The 17,083-nt window shown below is 64.4% G+C and carries 33 protein-coding genes; 25 read left to right on the top strand and 8 right to left on the bottom strand.

What is annotated here, in order from left to right; all coding sequences use genetic code 11:
* Positions 1 to 178 precede the first annotated feature (178 nt).
* Positions 179 to 598, top strand: coding sequence for a Rieske (2Fe-2S) protein (locus ACQR0W_RS33295; RefSeq protein ID WP_316166078.1), 420 nt, complete (start codon positions 179 to 181; stop codon positions 596 to 598).
* Between the two features lie 71 nt (positions 599 to 669).
* On the opposite strand, the gene ACQR0W_RS33290 is transcribed toward ACQR0W_RS33295, so the two are convergent.
* Entirely contained in the window at positions 670 to 1,278 is a 609-nt protein-coding gene (locus ACQR0W_RS33290) for a hypothetical protein (RefSeq protein WP_315825171.1), read from the bottom strand.
* 324 nt (positions 1,279 to 1,602) lie between these two features.
* On the opposite strand from ACQR0W_RS33290, the gene ACQR0W_RS33285 reads away from it, so the two are divergent.
* The 20 genes from ACQR0W_RS33285 to ACQR0W_RS33190 all read left to right on the top strand — a co-directional run bounded on the left by ACQR0W_RS33285 (position 1,603) and on the right by ACQR0W_RS33190 (position 12,298).
* On the top strand, positions 1,603 to 1,923 hold the full coding sequence (locus tag ACQR0W_RS33285) for a HesB/IscA family protein (RefSeq protein WP_257170758.1): 321 nt from the start codon (positions 1,603 to 1,605) through the stop codon (positions 1,921 to 1,923).
* Between the two features lie 38 nt (positions 1,924 to 1,961).
* Positions 1,962 to 2,252: a NifU family protein gene (locus tag ACQR0W_RS33280; RefSeq protein ID WP_315713137.1), complete on the top strand. Its 291-nt coding sequence runs from the start codon at positions 1,962 to 1,964 to the stop codon at positions 2,250 to 2,252.
* Positions 2,253 to 2,261: 9 nt separating this feature from the next.
* A complete protein-coding gene (gene nifS, locus ACQR0W_RS33275) occupies positions 2,262 to 3,476 on the top strand; it encodes a cysteine desulfurase NifS (RefSeq protein WP_316169748.1) in 1,215 nt (404 codons plus the stop codon).
* On the top strand, positions 3,473 to 3,694 hold the full coding sequence (gene nifT, locus ACQR0W_RS33270) for a putative nitrogen fixation protein NifT (protein ID WP_315713133.1): 222 nt from the start codon (positions 3,473 to 3,475) through the stop codon (positions 3,692 to 3,694). The genes nifS and nifT overlap by 4 nt, the downstream gene beginning before the upstream one ends.
* The gene (locus ACQR0W_RS33265) at positions 3,694 to 4,560 is read left to right on the top strand and encodes an SIR2 family NAD-dependent protein deacylase (protein ID WP_316169747.1); all 867 of its coding nucleotides are present in this window, start codon (positions 3,694 to 3,696) and stop codon (positions 4,558 to 4,560) included. The genes nifT and ACQR0W_RS33265 overlap by 1 nt, the downstream gene beginning before the upstream one ends.
* Before the next feature lie 264 nt (positions 4,561 to 4,824).
* Positions 4,825 to 6,387 (top strand): nitrogenase cofactor biosynthesis protein NifB, encoded by a 1,563-nt coding sequence (gene nifB / locus ACQR0W_RS33260; RefSeq protein WP_315752846.1) that lies wholly within the window; start codon positions 4,825 to 4,827, stop codon positions 6,385 to 6,387.
* Positions 6,388 to 6,442: 55 nt separating this feature from the next.
* Positions 6,443 to 6,667: a YfhL family 4Fe-4S dicluster ferredoxin gene (locus ACQR0W_RS33255; protein ID WP_006609676.1), complete on the top strand. Its 225-nt coding sequence runs from the start codon at positions 6,443 to 6,445 to the stop codon at positions 6,665 to 6,667.
* Between the two features lie 11 nt (positions 6,668 to 6,678).
* A complete protein-coding gene (locus tag ACQR0W_RS33250) occupies positions 6,679 to 7,008 on the top strand; it encodes a HesB/IscA family protein (RefSeq protein ID WP_315713125.1) in 330 nt (109 codons plus the stop codon).
* Between the two features lie 11 nt (positions 7,009 to 7,019).
* Positions 7,020 to 7,553, top strand: coding sequence for a hypothetical protein (locus ACQR0W_RS33245; RefSeq protein WP_315752847.1), 534 nt, complete (start codon positions 7,020 to 7,022; stop codon positions 7,551 to 7,553).
* Positions 7,546 to 8,319 carry a 4Fe4S-binding leucine-rich repeat protein gene (locus ACQR0W_RS33240; RefSeq protein ID WP_315752848.1) on the top strand — a complete coding sequence of 258 codons (774 nt, stop codon included), beginning with the start codon at positions 7,546 to 7,548 and terminating at the stop codon, positions 8,317 to 8,319. Before ACQR0W_RS33245 ends, ACQR0W_RS33240 begins: the two co-directional genes overlap by 8 nt.
* Positions 8,316 to 8,639 (top strand): nitrogen fixation protein NifZ, encoded by a 324-nt coding sequence (locus ACQR0W_RS33235; protein ID WP_315752849.1) that lies wholly within the window; start codon positions 8,316 to 8,318, stop codon positions 8,637 to 8,639. The genes ACQR0W_RS33240 and ACQR0W_RS33235 overlap by 4 nt, the downstream gene beginning before the upstream one ends.
* Complete coding sequence (locus ACQR0W_RS33230) at positions 8,636 to 8,884, top strand: nitrogen fixation protein NifZ (RefSeq protein ID WP_315752850.1); 249 nt, start codon at positions 8,636 to 8,638, stop codon at positions 8,882 to 8,884. The genes ACQR0W_RS33235 and ACQR0W_RS33230 overlap by 4 nt, the downstream gene beginning before the upstream one ends.
* Positions 8,885 to 8,890: 6 nt before the next feature.
* Positions 8,891 to 9,247: a DUF3024 domain-containing protein gene (locus tag ACQR0W_RS33225; RefSeq protein ID WP_315713117.1), complete on the top strand. Its 357-nt coding sequence runs from the start codon at positions 8,891 to 8,893 to the stop codon at positions 9,245 to 9,247.
* 19 nt (positions 9,248 to 9,266) lie between these two features.
* Positions 9,267 to 9,527, top strand: a complete 261-nt coding sequence (locus tag ACQR0W_RS33220; RefSeq protein ID WP_315752851.1) for a hypothetical protein — start codon at positions 9,267 to 9,269, stop codon at positions 9,525 to 9,527.
* A gap of 2 nt (positions 9,528 to 9,529) precedes the next feature.
* Positions 9,530 to 10,744 (top strand): DegT/DnrJ/EryC1/StrS family aminotransferase, encoded by a 1,215-nt coding sequence (locus tag ACQR0W_RS33215; RefSeq protein ID WP_316169746.1) that lies wholly within the window; start codon positions 9,530 to 9,532, stop codon positions 10,742 to 10,744.
* A gap of 35 nt (positions 10,745 to 10,779) precedes the next feature.
* Entirely contained in the window at positions 10,780 to 11,088 is a 309-nt protein-coding gene (locus ACQR0W_RS33210; protein ID WP_315752853.1) for a 2Fe-2S iron-sulfur cluster-binding protein, read from the top strand.
* 12 nt (positions 11,089 to 11,100) lie between these two features.
* On the top strand, positions 11,101 to 11,313 hold the full coding sequence (locus ACQR0W_RS33205; RefSeq protein WP_315713111.1) for a hypothetical protein: 213 nt from the start codon (positions 11,101 to 11,103) through the stop codon (positions 11,311 to 11,313).
* Between the two features lie 13 nt (positions 11,314 to 11,326).
* Entirely contained in the window at positions 11,327 to 11,659 is a 333-nt protein-coding gene (locus ACQR0W_RS33200) for a DUF6156 family protein (RefSeq protein WP_315752855.1), read from the top strand.
* On the top strand, positions 11,656 to 11,823 hold the full coding sequence (locus ACQR0W_RS33195) for a hypothetical protein (RefSeq protein ID WP_316169745.1): 168 nt from the start codon (positions 11,656 to 11,658) through the stop codon (positions 11,821 to 11,823). The genes ACQR0W_RS33200 and ACQR0W_RS33195 overlap by 4 nt, the downstream gene beginning before the upstream one ends.
* Positions 11,824 to 11,839: 16 nt before the next feature.
* Complete coding sequence (locus ACQR0W_RS33190; RefSeq protein ID WP_315752857.1) at positions 11,840 to 12,298, top strand: group II truncated hemoglobin; 459 nt, start codon at positions 11,840 to 11,842, stop codon at positions 12,296 to 12,298.
* A 259-nt stretch (positions 12,299 to 12,557) separates the two neighbouring features.
* Here ACQR0W_RS33190 and ACQR0W_RS33185 read toward each other — a convergent pair whose 3' ends face one another.
* From ACQR0W_RS33185 to ACQR0W_RS33170, 4 genes are all read right to left on the bottom strand, one after another.
* Positions 12,558 to 12,800: a hypothetical protein gene (locus ACQR0W_RS33185; RefSeq protein ID WP_315752858.1), complete on the bottom strand. Its 243-nt coding sequence runs from the start codon at positions 12,798 to 12,800 to the stop codon at positions 12,558 to 12,560.
* A 26-nt stretch (positions 12,801 to 12,826) separates the two neighbouring features.
* Positions 12,827 to 13,585 (bottom strand): dienelactone hydrolase family protein, encoded by a 759-nt coding sequence (locus tag ACQR0W_RS33180; protein ID WP_315825165.1) that lies wholly within the window; start codon positions 13,583 to 13,585, stop codon positions 12,827 to 12,829.
* Positions 13,586 to 13,621: 36 nt separating this feature from the next.
* Positions 13,622 to 13,984, bottom strand: a complete 363-nt coding sequence (locus ACQR0W_RS33175) for an iron-sulfur cluster assembly protein (RefSeq protein WP_315752901.1) — start codon at positions 13,982 to 13,984, stop codon at positions 13,622 to 13,624.
* Positions 13,985 to 14,072: 88 nt separating this feature from the next.
* Entirely contained in the window at positions 14,073 to 14,564 is a 492-nt protein-coding gene (locus tag ACQR0W_RS33170; RefSeq protein WP_316169744.1) for a tetratricopeptide repeat protein, read from the bottom strand.
* Between ACQR0W_RS33170 and ACQR0W_RS33165 the strand changes: the two genes are divergently transcribed.
* Genes ACQR0W_RS33165 through ACQR0W_RS33150 form a run of 4 tightly spaced genes read left to right on the top strand, consistent with a single transcriptional unit; the run spans position 14,564 to position 15,807 of the window.
* The gene (locus ACQR0W_RS33165; protein WP_316169743.1) at positions 14,564 to 14,785 is read left to right on the top strand and encodes a hypothetical protein; all 222 of its coding nucleotides are present in this window, start codon (positions 14,564 to 14,566) and stop codon (positions 14,783 to 14,785) included. The two genes, ACQR0W_RS33170 and ACQR0W_RS33165, sit on opposite strands and share 1 nt — an antisense overlap.
* Positions 14,786 to 14,836: 51 nt before the next feature.
* Positions 14,837 to 15,070, top strand: coding sequence for a BolA family transcriptional regulator (locus tag ACQR0W_RS33160; RefSeq protein WP_315768831.1), 234 nt, complete (start codon positions 14,837 to 14,839; stop codon positions 15,068 to 15,070).
* A gap of 48 nt (positions 15,071 to 15,118) precedes the next feature.
* On the top strand, positions 15,119 to 15,448 hold the full coding sequence (grxD, locus tag ACQR0W_RS33155; protein WP_315752861.1) for a Grx4 family monothiol glutaredoxin: 330 nt from the start codon (positions 15,119 to 15,121) through the stop codon (positions 15,446 to 15,448).
* Complete coding sequence (locus ACQR0W_RS33150; RefSeq protein WP_316169742.1) at positions 15,445 to 15,807, top strand: (2Fe-2S) ferredoxin domain-containing protein; 363 nt, start codon at positions 15,445 to 15,447, stop codon at positions 15,805 to 15,807. The genes grxD and ACQR0W_RS33150 overlap by 4 nt, the downstream gene beginning before the upstream one ends.
* A 19-nt stretch (positions 15,808 to 15,826) precedes the next feature.
* On the opposite strand, the gene ACQR0W_RS33145 is transcribed toward ACQR0W_RS33150, so the two are convergent.
* The 3 genes from ACQR0W_RS33145 to ACQR0W_RS33135 all read right to left on the bottom strand — a co-directional run.
* Complete coding sequence (locus ACQR0W_RS33145) at positions 15,827 to 16,246, bottom strand: ArsC/Spx/MgsR family protein (protein ID WP_315825162.1); 420 nt, start codon at positions 16,244 to 16,246, stop codon at positions 15,827 to 15,829.
* A 1-nt stretch (position 16,247) separates the two neighbouring features.
* Complete coding sequence (locus ACQR0W_RS33140) at positions 16,248 to 16,679, bottom strand: response regulator transcription factor (RefSeq protein ID WP_316169741.1); 432 nt, start codon at positions 16,677 to 16,679, stop codon at positions 16,248 to 16,250.
* 203 nt (positions 16,680 to 16,882) lie between these two features.
* Positions 16,883 to 17,083 (bottom strand): hypothetical protein (locus tag ACQR0W_RS33135; protein WP_434840905.1); only part of this gene is annotated, 201 nt, incomplete at its 5' end.

Raw genomic sequence — 17,083 nt, 5'->3', positions numbered from 1 at the left:
CGCCTTTGCAGGAGAAATTTTCAAGTTCTGTGCCAGTCTATCGCAGCAGCAAAGAAGGCGAGGCGGACAGGCGGAGTTGCGCGAATCTTGCAACGCGGCTCGCAAGCGAGCCGACCGTCGCTCCTGCTGCGCCGAAGCGGCCGTGTCGGAGATGCGCCAGACATCGATGAGGCCCGACATGACGACCGACGTCGCCTACGCCATCTGCAGCTTCAACGACATTCCGAGCCGCCGCGCCATGGGCTTCCAGCTCGTGATCGTCGCGGAGGACGGCAGCCACCGCCCGTGGCCGATCTTCGTGATCCGCTGGGGCAAGCAGGTGTTCGGCTATCTGAACATGTGCCCGCACGACAAGGTCAATCTCGACTGGGAGCGCAATCAGTTCCTGGACGGCAACGGCCTTCGCATCCTCTGCGGCAAGCACGGCTCGCTGTTCGAGATCGGTACCGGGCTCTGCGTCGATGGCCCGTGCAGGGGCGAGAGCCTGACGCCGGTCGCGCTGAGCGTGCTGGATGGCGACATCTGCGTGACCGGCGTGACCCTGGTCGAGGATGACGAGGAAGAGGGTGAGACCGGCCTGCAGTGTGAGGACGGCTGAGGCGGCGATCGCGGTGAAGTCCCGACGGAAACTGCCGGGACTTCATCTTGAATTTGAAGAAACGGACGGTCTCAGACTGGCCGGTTCTCGTTGCGGTTCTTGACCGGCTCCATCCTGGCCAGTGCATCCGCGTAGGGCACGAGATCGTAGTTCTCGCTGAAGTCCTTGGCGGCGTCGAGCACGTAGTCGAGCTTGCCGGCGGTATCGAGCTTCTTGATGTCGTTCTTGTCGATCGACAGCAGCTCCAGCATCTCCTTCCAGACCGTGGATTCGTCGCAAGGCAGCACGTAGAAGGTGATGTCGTCGATCTTGATGCGGTACTTCGCCAGCAGATCGATGTTGTTGCAGAACATGAAGTACTTGCCGTCCGGCGTCAGCAGGCCCTTGAGCACCTCGGCCGCGGTCTCGAGATAGGCCAGCGAGTGGATGTAGCCGACGAGCACCGGGATCGTCGATGCACCGTCCTGCGCGATCGTCAGCACCTGCTCGATCGAGAAGTCCGGCGGACGCTTCTCGTCCGCAACCTGGGTCTGGAACTTCAGCGCGATATCGCCGCGGAAGCCGAACCGTCCCGGCTTGGTGGTCGGCGCCTTGAGAACGGCGTTCAGCAGCCGCCCTTCCTTGTCGAGCTGCGCGAGCGCGGTGGTCTCGATCGCAACCGTCTTCTCCAATGTCGTCATCAGCAATCCCCTCGCATGTCCTTGTCAGCCGTTCGCCGCACGGCGCGGTCGAAAGGGGCGTGATGCAAATTGTCTGCCGGTGTGTGTTGCAGCTTGATTTGCTTGGTTCTTTTGCCTCTCGCGCCAGTCGATTGTCGGGTTTGCGCCCCGACATCGCGCCGACGCCCGCGCGACACGGCGTGAACAGCGCCTGTCGGAAAGCCGACACGCGTCGGAAACGCCACAGCGACAACATGAAAAGTTGAGGTCTTTCAGGCGATTGCTGCATGGCATGAGACTTGCCAATTCCGTTCACAACAGCCGAATGGGAAAGGCGAGACGATGATGATCAACCTGACCGACAGCGCCATCAATGCGGTCCGCAACGCGATCACGACCTCCGACAAGCCGGTCGACGGCCTCAGGATCATGGTCGAAGCCGGCGGCTGTGCCGGGCTCAAATACAACATGGGCCTCGTCAGCGGCAGCGAGCCGGAGGACACCGTGATCGAGCGCGAGGGTGTGCGCGTGCTCGTCGATCACAAGAGCCTCGAATATCTCGAAGGCACGACGATCGATTTCGTCATCGCGCTCGAGGGCTCCGGCTTCACCTTCGAGAACCCGAATGCCAAGTCGAGCTGCGGCTGCGGCAAGTCGTTCGCTTGAGTCTTCGCTCGATCATCCAACACGCGAGAAGTGAAACCATGCTGGTCGAATCCCAGGGCATCGTCGAAGCGCCGTCGCAGATGAGCGAGCGCGAGCGGATCATCCGGGCCGTGATCGAGGAGGTCCGTCCGAACCTCAAGCGCGACGGCGGCGATTGCGAGCTCGTCGAGATTGACGGCAACAAGATCATGGTCAAGCTCGCCGGCGCCTGCATCTTCTGCAAGCTCGCCAGCGCGACGCTGGAGGGCATCCAGGCGCGCATGATCGAGAAGCTCGGCGAATTCGTCCGCCTCGTTCCGGTGGCCGGCGCAGCCAAGGCGCGGCATTAAGGAGCGGCCTTGCGTCCGGTCTATCTCGACAACAACGCGACCACACGAGCCGATCCGGAGGTCGTCGCGGCGATGTTGCCGTTCTTTACGGACCAGTTCGGCAATGCTTCATCCTCGCATGCCTTCGGCAGCGAGGTCGCCGGGGCCGTGAGGCAGGCGCGCAAGAGCCTGCAGGCGCTGCTGGGCGCCGCCTTCGACCACGAGATCGTCTTTACCTCCGGTGGGACGGAATCCGACAACACCGCGCTGCTGTCGGCGCTTGAGACGCAGGACGGTCGCGACGAGATCGTCACGACGGCGGTGGAGCATCCCGCAATCCTGTCGCTGGTCGAGTATCTCAGCGGCAAGCGCGGCCTCACGGTGCATCTGATCGGCGTCGATGCGGCCGGCCGGCTCGATCTCGAGGCTTACAAGCGCGCGCTCGGCCCGCGCACGGCGATCGCCTCGGTGATGTGGGCCAACAACGAAACCGGCACGCTGTTTCCGGTGTCCGATCTGGCCAGGCTCGCGCATGAGGCCGGCGCGCTGTTTCACACCGACGCCGTGCAGGCGGCCGGCAAGATCGCGATCGATCTGAAATCCGCTGGCGTCGACATGCTGTCGTTGTCCGGCCACAAGCTGCACGGCCCCAAGGGCATCGGTGCGCTTTATGTTCGGAAGGGCACACCGTTCGCGCCGCTGCTGCGCGGCGGCCCGCAGGAGCGCCGCCGGCGCGGCGGCACCGAGAACGTGCCGGGCATCATCGGGCTCGGCAAGGCGGCCGAGCTGGCGGCAAAGCATCTCGCGGACGAGCAGGGCCGCGTCCGCGCGCTGCGCGACCGGCTGGAGCAGGGCATCCTCCAGAGCGTCGGCCATTGCGTCGTGCTCGGCGACCTCGCTGCGCGGCTGCCGAACACCTCCAACATCGCCTTCCAGCATCTCGAGGGCGAGCCGATCGTCATGCGGCTGAACCAAGCCGGTATCGCCGCCTCGCTCGGCTCGGCCTGCGCCTCCGGCTCGATGGAGCCGTCGCACGTGCTCCGCGCGATGAACGTGCCGCCGGACCTGCTGCGCGGGGCTGTCCGGTTCTCGCTGTCGCGCGACACCACGGACGACGACATCGATCGCATGCTGCAGATCCTGCCCGACATCGTCGGCCGGCTGCGCGAGACCTCGCCGGCCTGGCTGCAGCATCGTCAATCGCCATCGGCGGACGCCCTTCGCCCTACGGAGCTCACGCAATGAAAGTCATGATCCGCCGCTCGCCGGAAACGGGCCTGTCGATCTACGTCCCCAAAAAGGATCTCGAGGAGCCCATCGTCGAGTCGGAGCACGAGTCCTTGTGGGGCGGCTGGATCCGCATCGCCAACGGATGGGTCCTTGAACTGCCGCAGATGGCTGCCGACACGCGGCTGCCGATCACGATCAATGCGCGCAAGCGCGGTGGCGAAGGGGACGAGTGATGAATGCGCCACTTCCTCATATCGACATCGTCAAGCAGGCCGATGCCGAGGCCCTGCTCAAGGACGTCGTCGCCGGACTGAAGGCCGGCAAGGTCGTCCCGTTCCTCGGTCCCGCCGTGTCGGAGCAGTCCGGCGCCACGGTGCCGATGAATCCCGAAGCGCTGGCCGCGTTCTTCGGCACCAAAGTGGCGCTGCCGCGCCGAGCCAAGGGCAATGCGTGGGCTTCAGCCCAGCACATCGAGAGCACGCGCCACCGCTCGACGGTGACGGCGCTGATGGCCGAAGCCTTTGCCGCGCCCGTTGCACCGACACCGCTGCAGCAGCATCTGGCGTCGCTGCCGCTGCCGATGATCGTCGACAGTTGGTATGACGGCGCAATGCGAGCCGCGCTCGCCGGGCGCGGCGATTGGGGCGAGGTGCAGGGCATCACGCGGGCCGGAATCGGCGAGGACCGCTGGTATCGCTTCTACGACGCCGCGGGCGCCGAGAGCGATCGTGAGAAGGCCGCAAGCTGGACTACGCTGCTCTACAAGCCGCATGGCGGGATCACGCCGGCCAGGAACTTCCTGATCACCGACGCCGACTATGTCGAGGTGCTGACCGACATCGATATCCAGACACCGATACCCGACACGGTCAAGGACCGGCGCACCGACCGCAGCTTCCTGTTCATCGGCTGCCGCTTCAACGACCAGTTGCTGCGCACCTATGGCCGCCAGGTCATCAAGCGCTCCGGCGCCGATCACTACGTCCTGGTCGAGCCCGACTCATTGTCGAAGAACGAGCTGAAGTTCTTCATCGCCGAGCGGTTGACGCCGATCGCGATTCCGCTGGCCCGCGCGACCGAGATCATCATCGGCGGCTGAGCGAAACCACGACACCGGAAATCGAACAGCGCGGCCGCAAGCTGCGCTGCTTTGCCGTTCGTCCTGTGTCCCAATTCGAGTCTGTAACGTTTCTAACAACGCCCGAAACGAGAGCCTTTCGCATGTTGGCAAGGCGACAGGCGCGATGATTTGGCTAAGGCGTTGATAGTCTGACGAAATGATCTTGTCCGCGGCGTGGCACGCGAGTTGCTGAACCCTAGCCCAAGGCGGTTTGCGGCTCGCCAGCAACGTTAAGGAGCGGACATGGACGCGTCAGTGCAGCACGAACAGGCGACGATACCGGACGGCGACAAGCTGAGCTCGGTGATGCAGACCATCGCGGAACACAAGGGTTGCGGCACCTCGGGCGGCAGCGGCAAGGCGAGCTGTGGCTCGGGCGCCGGCGAGAACGACCTGCCGCCGGAGATCTGGGAGAAGGTGAAGAACCATCCCTGCTACAGCGAGGAGGCGCATCATCACTACGCGCGCATGCACGTCGCCGTCGCGCCCGCCTGCAACATCCAGTGTAACTACTGCAACCGCAAATACGACTGCGCCAACGAGTCGCGTCCGGGCGTCGTCAGCGAAAAGCTGTCGCCGGAGCAGGCGGCCAAGAAGGTGCTCGCCGTTGCCTCGACCATTCCGCAGATGACCGTGCTCGGGATCGCCGGTCCCGGCGATCCGCTCGCCAATCCGGAGAAGACGTTCAAGACCTTCGAGCTGATCGCCCGGACCGCCCCGGACATCAAGCTCTGCCTGTCGACCAACGGTCTCGCGCTGCCCGACCACGTCGACACCATCGCCGGCTTCAACGTCGACCACGTCACGATTACCATCAACATGGTCGATCCCGAGATCGGCGCCAAGATCTATCCCTGGGTTTTCTGGAAGCACAAGCGCTACACCGGCGTCGAGGCGGCCAAGCTGCTCACCGACCGCCAGTTGCAGGGCCTGGAGATGCTGACCGAGCGCGGCATCCTCTGCAAGGTCAACTCGGTGATGATCCCAGGGGTCAACGACAAGCACCTCGTCGAGGTCAACAAGGCGGTGAAGTCGCGCGGCGCGTTCCTGCACAACATCATGCCGCTGATCTCGTCGCCGGAGCACGGCACCGTGTTCGGTTTGACCGGCCAGCGCGGTCCGACCGCGCAGGAGCTGAAGGCGCTGCAGGACGAGTGCGAAGGCGAGATGAACATGATGCGGCATTGCCGCCAGTGCCGCGCGGACGCCGTGGGCCTGCTCGGTGAGGATCGCTCGGCCGAATTCACCACCGACAAGATCATGGCGATGGAGGTGAACTACGATATCGACAGTCGCAAGGCCTATCAGGAGGCGGTCGAGCAGGAGCGTGTCGCCAAGGTCGTGGCGAAGCAGGAGGAGCTCGCCTCGCTCGCCGGCCAGTCGAGCGACATCAAGCTCTTGATCGCGGTCGCGACCAAGGGCTCGGGCCTGATCAACGAACATTTCGGCCACGCCAAGGAGTTCCAGGTCTACGAGCTCTCCACCGCCGGTGCCAAGTTCGTCGGTCACCGCCGTGTCGACCTGTACTGCCAGGGCGGCTATGGCGACGAGGACAGCCTGGAGACCGTCATCCGCGCCATCAACGACTGCCATGCGGTGTTCGTGGCCAAGATCGGCGGCTGCCCGAAGAGCGACCTGCTGGCCGCGGGCATCGAGCCGGTCGATCAGTTCGCGCACGAGTTCATCGAAAAGTCCGCGATCGCCTGGTTCAAGGACTACCTCGACAAGGTGAACAGCGGCGAAATCCAGCACGTCGTGCGCGGTGACGCCGAAATTCGCCAGGGCGCCCTGATTTCGGCGGCGTGACACCAGACCCCGGCGACGCTGTTGCGTCGCCGGGCCCCTTCGACAGGAGCCTTTGATGACCTTGAAGATCATTGCCTCGCAGTGCACGAGCTGCTCGGCCTGTGAACCCGAATGTCCGAACGTGGCGATCTCGGAGAAGAACGGCACCTTCGTGATCGATCCGAAGAAGTGCACAGAATGCATCGGCCATTTCGACGAGCCGCAATGCGCGGCGGTCTGCCCGGTCGACAACACCTGCGTGATCGACAATTCGTTCCCGCGCTACCAGCCGCCGGCTTGAGGGAGACCGAGATGAACTTCACCCTCACGCCTGCCGCGCAAAAATTCATGCGAATGATGCTGCGAACCGACGGTACCGCGGGCTCCGGCTTCCGTCTCGCGGTGTCGCCCGGCGGCTGCTCCGGCCTTGCGGCCGATATCAGCGTGCTCGCCACGCCGCAGCCCGGTGATGCCGTGGTCGAGCGCGACGGTGTCAGGCTGTTTCTGCCGGCGGAAAGCCGCTTGCTGCTCGACGGTGTGACCATCGACTTCGCGGATACTGCGACGCAGACCGGCCTCGTGTTTCACGATCCGAAGCAGGTTTCGTGCTCGACCCACGCCTTGAAGGCGCTGGAGCACTAGGACAGCCCGCCATGCCCACCGATGCCCGGCCCAGCTCTCAGACCGCCATCGAGGACGCGTTGCTCGCCGACGCGCTGCTCGGCGGCGGCCTGCCGGAGGAAGCCGAGTATCATCTGTGGCAGGCGGGCCAGAGCTATCATCTCGACGAGGTCGCGGAGACGCACCTGAAAGAGGCGGAAGCGCTGGCGCCTGGGCATGCAGCGGTCCTGATCGGCTTCTACCGGTTCTATTTCTACAAGGGACGGCTCGCCGACGCGCTGCGCATCGCCAAGCGATGCCTCGCCAAGGCGGCCGCCGAAAACTGCTTGCCGCCGCACTGGCGCGACGTTCGCGCCGGTCATGCCGAGTTCGGCAGCTATGACAACATGCTGCCGCGCTTCTTCATGTTCACCTTGAAGGGATACGCCTATTTGCAGATGCGCCTCGGCAATCTCGTCGAGGGACGGCTCGCGGTGCAAAAGCTGCTCGAGCTCGATCCCAGCGATAAGATCGGCGCACGCGTCCTGCTCGAGGTGGTCGACCGGGTGGAGCTCGACGATGAATGACGACATCGACGAGGCCATCGACTGGCAGGGCAACGACATCAGCTGTAAGGGCTGCGAGCACGCGCAGCTCAACGCATCCGGCGGCTGTCGCCTTCGGCACGCCTGCGTGCACGACCGCTACGCCCGCCGCATCGACCGCTTCTTCAACTGGAATCCGGCGCTCGCCAACGGCTACGTCAAGCATCCGCATTTCGAGGTGCGGGCTATCGCGGCGAAGCATGCCAGCCCGTTCTTTCTGCCTCCGCTGCTCGACGATCCCGAGGAGACGGTGCGCTGGAACGCCGCGCGGCGGTTGCCGAAGCGGCTGGTGCTCCGGCTGCGCCATGATCCGCATCGCGAGGTCCGCATTCGAATCGCGACCGTGCTCGATCCGGAAGACCTGATGCCGATGATGATGGACGACGACTATTACGTCCGCCTGGTCGTGGCGCGCCGTATCGTGCCGTCCGTGCTTGGCCGCATGATGGGGGACCCGGAGGCCGAGGTACGCCGCGTCGTCGCGCGGCGCATCCCCAGCGACTGGCTGCTCGGCATGATCAGTGACCCAGATCCACGGGTGCGGCTCGAGATCGCCGAGCGCCTCGCGCCGGATCTCCTCACCGCGATGCGCAAGGACGCCGACTGGCGGGTGCGTCACGAGGTTGCGAGCCGGATCGCGCTCAGTGAACTCGCGGAGCTTGCGCGCGACGAGGACCCGCTGGTGCAGGAGATGGCGCGCGACCGGCTCGCGAACCGCTTCGGAGCTGCCATGGAGAAACCGGCATGAGCAACATCGTTCGTGACAGCGAGGTCGTGGAGTTGTCGGCGCCGCCGTACTTCACGTTCGGCGAGAAGGTCAAGGCCAAGCGCACGATCCGCAACGACGGCACCTACGCAGGCAAGGAAATCGGCGAGATCCTCGCGAAGAAGGGCGAGATCGGCTACGTCGTCTCGATCGGAACCTTCCTGCAGCAGTTCTACATCTACGGCGTCGAGTTTCTCGAAAGCGGGAACCGCGTCGGCATGAAACGCAAGGAGCTCGAATCCACCGTGCCCCGCGGGGAGACCGAGGACGAGCTGCCACTGCCGGGAGCATACAGATCATGATCGAGCCACGCCTGCCGAAATATCAATGGGGCCAGCGTGTCAAGGCGCTGATCGACCTCGTCAATGACGGCTCGTTCCCGAACGCGCCGGCCGAAGCCAAGCTGGTCGGAGTCGGCGATATGGGTGAGATCGTCCAGGTCGGCACCCACACCGAGGCGAACATGCCGATCTATCTCGTCGAGTTCGGCGAGCAGCTCGTCGTGGGCTGTCTCGAAGAGGAGATCGTCCCGGTTGAGGTGCGATGATCCACGATGGCTGCAACCGCGCTCAAGCCCAGCTTTGTCCTGCCCGCGCATCCCAACGAGTTGGATCGCAAGCGGATCGCGCGCGCGCTGAAGTCACGCAAGCGCTACCGCTATGTCGAGCCGACGGTGTCGCCGGTCGACGAGGGTTATCACGTCCGCAGTCCTTGCTGCTCGCGCAACATCGACAAGGACGGCGGGGTGATCGACGTCGCGCTGCTGCGCCATGATCCCGCGAATGCGATGTGGAAGCTGTTCTGGAGAGATCACGCGCAGGGGACGTGGGAGCTGCACAGTCTGCATCGGCGGTTGACCGCGGCGGTCGACGAGCTGAACGCGGACCCTGAGCGGATCTTCTGGCAGTAGAGCGAAGAGGACGGGTGACGTGGCATTGGCCGAACAGGAATTGAATGAGATCGCGCAGGTCCTCGAGCGACCCGACGCCGGCAGCGCGGCCTTCGGCGAGCTGCGCCGCCGCTTTCCAAGGCTGGTACTGACACGTTGTGACGCGTCCGATGTCACGGAAGCGCCGTTCCGCAGCTATCCGGCATTCGACCTGCATCTGCTCGACGCCAGCGACCACTGCGCGGGTGTGACCGATGACCTTGCCAAAGCCACCGGCCTGATCCTGGCCAAGCGGAGCTGAGCATGACCAAGCCCTATCTGGTGCATGACGCCGATCGGCAGGAGCAGGATGAAGCGGAGCTTACGCCGGTCGAGGCGAGCTTCATTCCGCTCTCTGATCCCGACATTACCACGGCCGAGATTGCCGCCGTGGACGCGGCGCTGCGATCGCCGCGGCTGTCCTGCGGTCCGCTGGTCGAGGAGTTCGAGGCGGCATTCGCAAGCTATCTCGGGCGCAGATACGCCATTGCCGTCCCGAGCGGAACGCTTGGCCTGGTCCTGGTCCTGAAAGCGATGGGCATCGGATCGGGCGACGAGGTGATCACGTCGTCGTATTCGTTCCGCGAGATCGCGCATGCCATCAGCATTGTCGGCGCCAAGCCGGTGTTTGCGGATATAGATTACTACTCGGGCACGCTGGCGCCGAGCAAGATCGAGGCGCGCATCACGGAGCGGACAAAGGCGATCCTGGCCGGCAACACCAACGGCCATCCTGCCAAATGGTCGGAGCTGCAGGCGATCGCGAAGACCCGCAATCTGCCTGTCATCGAGGATTCGACCGAGGCCATCGGCTCGAAATACAGGGGGGCGCTGGTCGGTACATTCGGTACGGCTGCGGTGTTCGATTTCTCGCAGCCTTTCGCGCTCACCTGTGGTGAGGGTGGCATGGTCGTCACCGACGACGTCGACATCGCGGTGGCCGTGCGTCGGCACCGTTCGCACCGGCTCGACGAGCGCGCATCGGTCGTGGTCAGCAGCAGCGCGTCGCACCAGGCGGTGATGAGCGACGTGACCGCCGCGCTCGGGTTGGCACAATTGCGGCGGATCGACGAGATCCTCGAGCGGCGCAAGCTGATCGAGCAGATCTATTACAGCGAGGTGCAGTCGTTCGAGGGCATCAAGGACCCCTATGTCGGGCCCGATGTCACCGAGGTGAACTGGTTTCTCTACCAGGTGCATCTGGGCACGCGGTTCTCGAAGTCGAGCCGGGATTCGATCGTCGAGGATCTCAGGGTCGAACAGGTCGAGGCCGTGGCCTATTCGAATCCCCTGCATCTGCAGCGGCATTATTTCGACATGGGCTATCGCCGAGGCGATTATCTCGTGACCGAGAAGGTCGCCGATCGTGTGGTGGCCCTGCCGTTCCACGTTCATCTCGCCACGGATCAGATCGCCTTCATCGTCGCGACCATGAAGGACGCCTCGGTCAATGTCGGGGCGGGCGCCGCGATCTACTGAGAAGTTCTAAGTTCAAACCGAAAAGGAGAATCCAAGTGGCGACATTGACGGTAATGCCCTCCGGCAAGACGATCGAGGTGGGCGAGGGCACCACCATTCTGGCAGCGCTGCTCGGCGCCGAGGTCGAGATCCCGCACAAATGCGAGGGCCAGGCAAAGTGCGGCTCCTGCCACATCTTCCTGCAGGAGGGACGCAAGGGCGTGTCGAAGGTCACCAAGCTCGAGAACGAGAAGCTCGACACCATCGTCGGCGTCGGCTCGAAGTCGCGGCTCGCCTGCCAGGCGACGATCCTCGGCACCGAGAACGTCAAGATCGAGCTTCTGGGCTTCGGCTCGGGTCTGTAACAGGAGGATCACATGGACAAATTGACGCTTCATGTCCGCTTTGCCAATGATGGCACGGTCGCCGAGATCAGCGAGCGGCCGGTCGGGCTGACGCCGCAGCAGTGGTTCGACAAGCTCAGCGAGGCCATCGGCATGAAGGCCTATCAGACCTTCGCCGGCGGCCGCGGCGTGTTCAAGGTGGCTCGTGAGCAGATCGAGGCCCTGAAGACCGCGGCTGTTTCGTGACGCGGTTGGCAGCATGAGCACCGATGCGGGACAGGCGTGCCGATTCTTCGTCTCCTACACGGGCGTCAAGCTGCCGCTGCGGCTGGTGACTGCGATTGCGCCGGAGCAGCTGTCGAACCGCAACACGTTCATCCGCGGCTATTTCGATGCCGCGGGCGTGCTGACCGGGTTCGAAAAGATCGTCTATGGCGAGATCGAGCTCACGCACAGCTACAGCTACCATGCCAGCGGGGCGTTGAGCCGGGCCGAGATCGTCATGCTCGACGAGGATCCGGTGACGCTGAATTTTGACGAGACCGGCGCGCCCATCGCCGGTCAGGATGCGTCGGTGAAGGAGGCCTCGTGACTGTCGCCAAGCTGATCGAGGCTCTTGCCAGCATGCCGAAGGACGCTATCGTGCTGATGGACAGCGGCGGCGGATTGTCGCGTGTCGATGCGCTTCAGCTTGTGGAAGAGCAGGGCCCGGGCGCTCCGGCCGAGGTGATCCTGCAGCCGAGCTTGGATGAGTAGAGGGCGGACTGGTCGGATGGCGGACGCTGGGACTTCAGAGACCGGAACTCCGGACGCAGGGCCGGTCGCGACCCCCTATGAGCGGATCGGCGGAGCGGTTGTCGTGGACCGTCTCGTCGAATCCTTCTACCACCGAATGGATACGCTGCCGGAGGCCAAGGGCATCCGCGACATGCACGGCCGCAATCTCGGGCCGATCAAGCACATCCTGAAGCGCTATCTCTCCGAATGGCTGGGCGGCCCCAAGCTTTATTCGCCCGAGAAGGGCCATCCGCGGCTGCGCCAGCGTCACATGGGCTTTGCCATCGGCAATGCCGAGCGCGACGCCTGGCTGCTGTGCATGCGCGGCGCGCTCGAGGAGACTGTCAGCGACGTCAAGGCCCGTCAGGATGTCGACGCCGCCATGACCAAGCTCGCCGACTGGATGCGCAACCACGCCGGCAACCCGCACGATGCTCGGGCCGCGCGGCCGTGAGCCTGCGGTGACGTCATTGCGAGGAGACGAAGGCGACGAAGCAATCCAGAGTCGCCCGCGTTACCCTGGATTGCTTCGCTGCGCTCGCAATGACGGAGAGGGCGTGACGCGTAGGCTGGACCAAGCGAAACGCGCCCACCGGCGGTCTCGCCTGCAAGATGGACCAGAAAAAGATGGACCAGAAAGGTGGGCATGGCGATCTTCCGATGGTGCAATTCACTGCCGTCCGTGGCGCCTTTGCCGACCTTACGCAATCCAACTAATACAACGGCACGCCGAAGAAGGTCTCGTCGTCGCCACCCCAGGCGCGGTGTAGCGCCAGGGCGTTCTGCCATTGCATCATCTCGACCTCGCTGGCATTGCGATGCGTGATTCTGCCGTCCGGCACCTCGGCAAGCAGAAAAGGCTTGCCGTTGCGGATGAAGCGGTTGAGATCCTTGGTGTCGTTGGGGCGCACGACGCAACGTGGCCGCTCGTCGATCAGGATGGTGGTCGGCAGCATCGCGGTGCTCTCACTCCATCGGATTGTCAATCGGCCAGCGGTCCCATGTCGTCGTCGGCTTTCTTCTTCTTTTTCTTGTCGGTCTTGGCGAGCGCATAGGCGCCGGCGTTCTTCAGCGTGATCGGCGGCTGCCCGACGACATATTGCGAGATCCACGCCAGGGTCCGGTCATGTGCCAGCGCAGCTGCAGATTCATCATAGGTCTCGCCGTCACCGTCGAACGCATGCGCGGCATTCGGATAGGAGAACGCGCTGACCTCGGGATGATAGGCGCGGAACATGGTCACCTCCGCGAACGGCACGACGATGTCGGCCTCGCCGAAATGGAGCAGCGTCGGAATCTTGCGCTTGGCGCCGGCCGCGTTGACGACACCGGTCGCGTAGTAGCTCACTGCGCAGGCCACGCCGGAGACGCGGTTGGCCGCGTCATAGGCGAGACCGCCCCCGGCGCCGAAGCCGACCACCGCCACCTTGCCGCAGTCCTTGACGCTGTCGACCGTTGACTGGATCTCGGCGAGCAGCGGTGCGGCCGGATCCGGCACGCTCTCGGCCGGCTCGCCCTCCGTTGCCGCTTCGATCGCGGTGGGAGGCGACAGCTCCGGCGCGATCACGACATAGCCGCTCGCGGCGAAAGTATCGGCGACCTTGCGTAGTTTGCCGGCAGCGTCGGCGCCGTCCGGCAGGACGACGATCGCCCCCTTTGGCGCGTCGGCGGGATCGGCACGAAACGCCTGAAAGGTATGGCCGTCGCTGGCGGTCAGCTTGATCGTGCTCGCCGTAGGCATGTGATGCTCCTGCTTCCGTTGCGCGGTTGGCGCGCGTTACAACAAACCCAGCTCCAGGGCGGTCTCTTCGGACATGCGCGACTTGTCCCATGGCGGCTCGAAGACAAGGGTGACCTTGACCGACACCACACCGTCGACGGCCTGTACGGCGTCCTCCACCATTCGGACGATCTCGCTTGCGACCGGACAGCCGGGCGCCGTCAGGGTCATGTCGATCTCGACCGCGCCGCCGCCCTCGTGCGCGATTCGATAGACCAGCCCGAGATCGTAGACGTTCACCGGAATCTCCGGGTCATAGACCGTTCGCAACGCTGCAATCACGCTCTCGGCTGCACTCTGGGAGCCGGTCGCTACGGCGTTCTGCGCCGGGGAAGGAGGGGGCGGGGCGTGCATGGTCATCATGCGTTGGTTCCTCTCATGATCCTGGTTCGCACCGGGGGATGGTCGTTGGAATTCGAGTCATGTTTCGCTCATGCATGGCGTCGCCTCATTCCGAACCGAGCCCCTCGGCCAGCGCGGCGACGACCGGCCATCCGACGGCGCCGGTGGGATCGAGTCGCCGCAGCGCCGCGAGCATTTCGGCTGCTCCGTCGGAATCAGTCTTGCGCAGATGGATGAAGGCTAGGGCCTTCAGCGTGTAGAGCGCGAAGCGGCCGGCGCCATCCGGCAGCGGATCATGCGGCGTCCAGTGCCGCCAATCCCGTGGCCAGCCGGCCTGGCGCGCCGCTTCCGCAAGGCCCAGCTCGGCGACCGCCTCTGCCTCGTCGAGATGGCCTTGATAGGTGTGAATCTTGTACAGACAGAAGTAGGTCGGAAGCTGCTGCGGAGCGGCCGCCAGCGCCTGGCGAAACAGCCGATCCGCCTGCGCGTGGTCGCGGCGATACGCCGCCACGCCCTGTTGCAAAAGCGCATCGATCTCTTGCGGCAGATCGCCGAAGTTGATCGTGTCGGGTTCGCTGACGAGTTCGAGCATCTGCATTGACCTCGATCAAATCACTGCAAGACGCGGACCGTTTTCGCGCGGGTGCAGCAGCGCCGGAGCCGGCACGAGGCGGGCGGAAGAGCGGGCCGATGTTGGATTTTGAACGCCACCTCTTCGCCGCGCCGTGGCCGATGTCGCAAAGACGACGCAACGCTTGGCGATTTGGCGTGGACGCGTCGTCAGATGCAGACGAGACGGCGATCGCGGCGAGCAAATGACTGGTTCGGAGCTTGCATGAGGCCTTCATCAATCCAGCGGGAGTGGCAGCGATGGCGATGGCAGCAACGGACATCGAGCGTCTGATCAAGGAGGCGTTCCCGGATGCCGTCGTCCTGATCGAGGATCTGGCGGGCGATGGCGACCATTATTCGGCGCGCGTCACCTCACAGGCTTTCGCCGGGAAGAGCCGGGTGCAACAGCATCAGATGGTCTATTCGGCTCTCAAGGGCCAGATGGGCGGCGTGCTGCATGCGCTGGCGCTCGAGACGTCATTGCCGAAATGATCGTTGCGGCCGGGCTGATCGGTCGCATTCAGGGAAAGGATCCAGTCTATGTCGACATCCGAACGCATTCAGAAGCTGATCGACAGCAATGACATCGTGCTGTTCATGAAGGGCGTGCCGGCGGCGCCGCAATGCGGCTTCTCCGCCGCGGTGGCACAGATCCTGGCCAAGCTCGACGTGGCCTACGAGAGCGTCAACGTGCTCGCCGATCCCTTCATCCGCGAGGGCATCAAGGAGTTCTCCAACTGGCCGACCATTCCGCAGCTCTATGTGAAGGGCGAATTCGTCGGCGGCTGCGACATCGTGCGCGAGATGTTCCAGGCCGGTGAGCTCGCGACCCTGCTCGCCGACAAGGGTATCAAGGCGTCTGCGTCATGAGCGATGCCGATGTCGCCGAGGCGGATGACGCATTCGAGATTCCGCAGCTCTACAAACATCACGCCTTCGTCTGCCTGACGCAGCGCCCGCCCGGGCATCCGCGCGGCAGCTGCGGCGCGCTCGGCGTGCAGCCGCTGTGGGACCGGCTGACCAAGACCATCGAGGCGCAGCGGTTGACGGATATCGGCGTCACCGCCGCTGGCTGCTTCGGCTTCTGCAGCGCCGGACCGATGATGGTGGTCTATCCGGACGGCGTCTGGTATCGACCGACCAAGCCGGAGGATATCGACGAGATCGTCGAATCCCACTTCAAGCAGGGCAGGCGTGTCGATCGCCTGGTCATGGTGTTGAAGCGCTGAGCTTGCAGAATGGAGCCGCTCAACGCGGCTCCGGACAAGGTGTCGACCCATCCGGACGCGTGCAGCCCTGGACATCCTCCAGACCGTCGCCCTGCCGAAGCAGCGAGATGACGGGTTCACGATCGAAGCCGGCGCAGCACCGGCCGCCGGCTTCGATCAATGGCCGGCGGATCAGCAGCGGATCCTCGAGCATCAGGTCGATGGCCGCGACGGCTTCGATCGTCTCTGGCTCGATCTCTCCCGATCTCACGCGCGGCGAGGCCGGATTGAACCAGGCCCAGACGGGGGTCCCGGCGAAATATGTGCGCAGCCGCTCGCCCGTCCAGGGTTCGGTCAAGAGGTTCCTGGCGATGACATCGTGGCCTGCTCGCGTCAGCATCAGCTTCTGCCGGGCGTTGGTGCCGCAGCCCGGCTTCTCGTAGAAGACGACGGTCGTCACGTCAGGCACCGTCGAGCTGGACCAGCTGCGCGCCGCCGGCGCGGCCGAGAATGGTGTCGACCTTCTTGCGCACCGCCTCGATCGTGAGCGGCTTGACCACGGCGCCATGCGCGCCGGCCTTGAGACCTTCGATCGCGATCGCCTCGTCGGCCTTGGCGGTCACGATCAGAATGCGCACGCCCTTGAACTTCGCCAGGATCTCGCGGACGAGCTCGGGGCCGCGTTGCTTCAGGAAGGAAACCCCGAGCAGCACCACGTTCGGCGCCAGCCAGTCGACGCCCTTCTCGTACGCCTCCTCCGGCGTCGCCAATTCGTGGGTCTCGATTTCATCGTGCAACATGAACTGCAGGGCCGCGCGCGTGATCTCGTCGTCGTCGATCACGAACACGCGCCGCTGGTCCACTGCCTTGGCCGTCTCCACTCCGATCTGCATGGCATCCTCCTCAACGTTGTCAGCGTCTGTGCCGCAGGGCTGCAGAAGGGATCTAGCAAATCTCGTTCCGGGCACCGCCCGGCTGAAAAGCTACCGCTGTTGTGTCGTTTCGGACAGCGCCGCGCGTCGTCGCATCTTGCGAAGCATTCCGATGTCGGGTTTGCAACAACTCGCAATCGCGCCCGGATTGCTCCGCATCTCCTTTAAAACATGATCGTTTTGGCCCTGTGCGCGTGCTGGCACAGCCGTTGCAAAACCGGGTTCAGGCAATGGTTGAGGGCTGAGTGCACGCCGACGCTCCGGACGAGCGATGCTCTCCTTCCCAACAACCCGTCTGCCGGTTCGGACACACAGAGGACGCGGTCACGCCTCGCGAGCAGCGCGGGCGCGACATTGGCAATCGG

It is taken from the genome of Bradyrhizobium sp. HKCCYLRH1034 (assembly GCF_051168375.1).
GTDB lineage: Bacteria > Pseudomonadota > Alphaproteobacteria > Rhizobiales > Xanthobacteraceae > Bradyrhizobium.
Note: the sequence above shows the minus strand (reverse complement) of the source record. Positions and strands in the feature narration are given on the sequence as shown.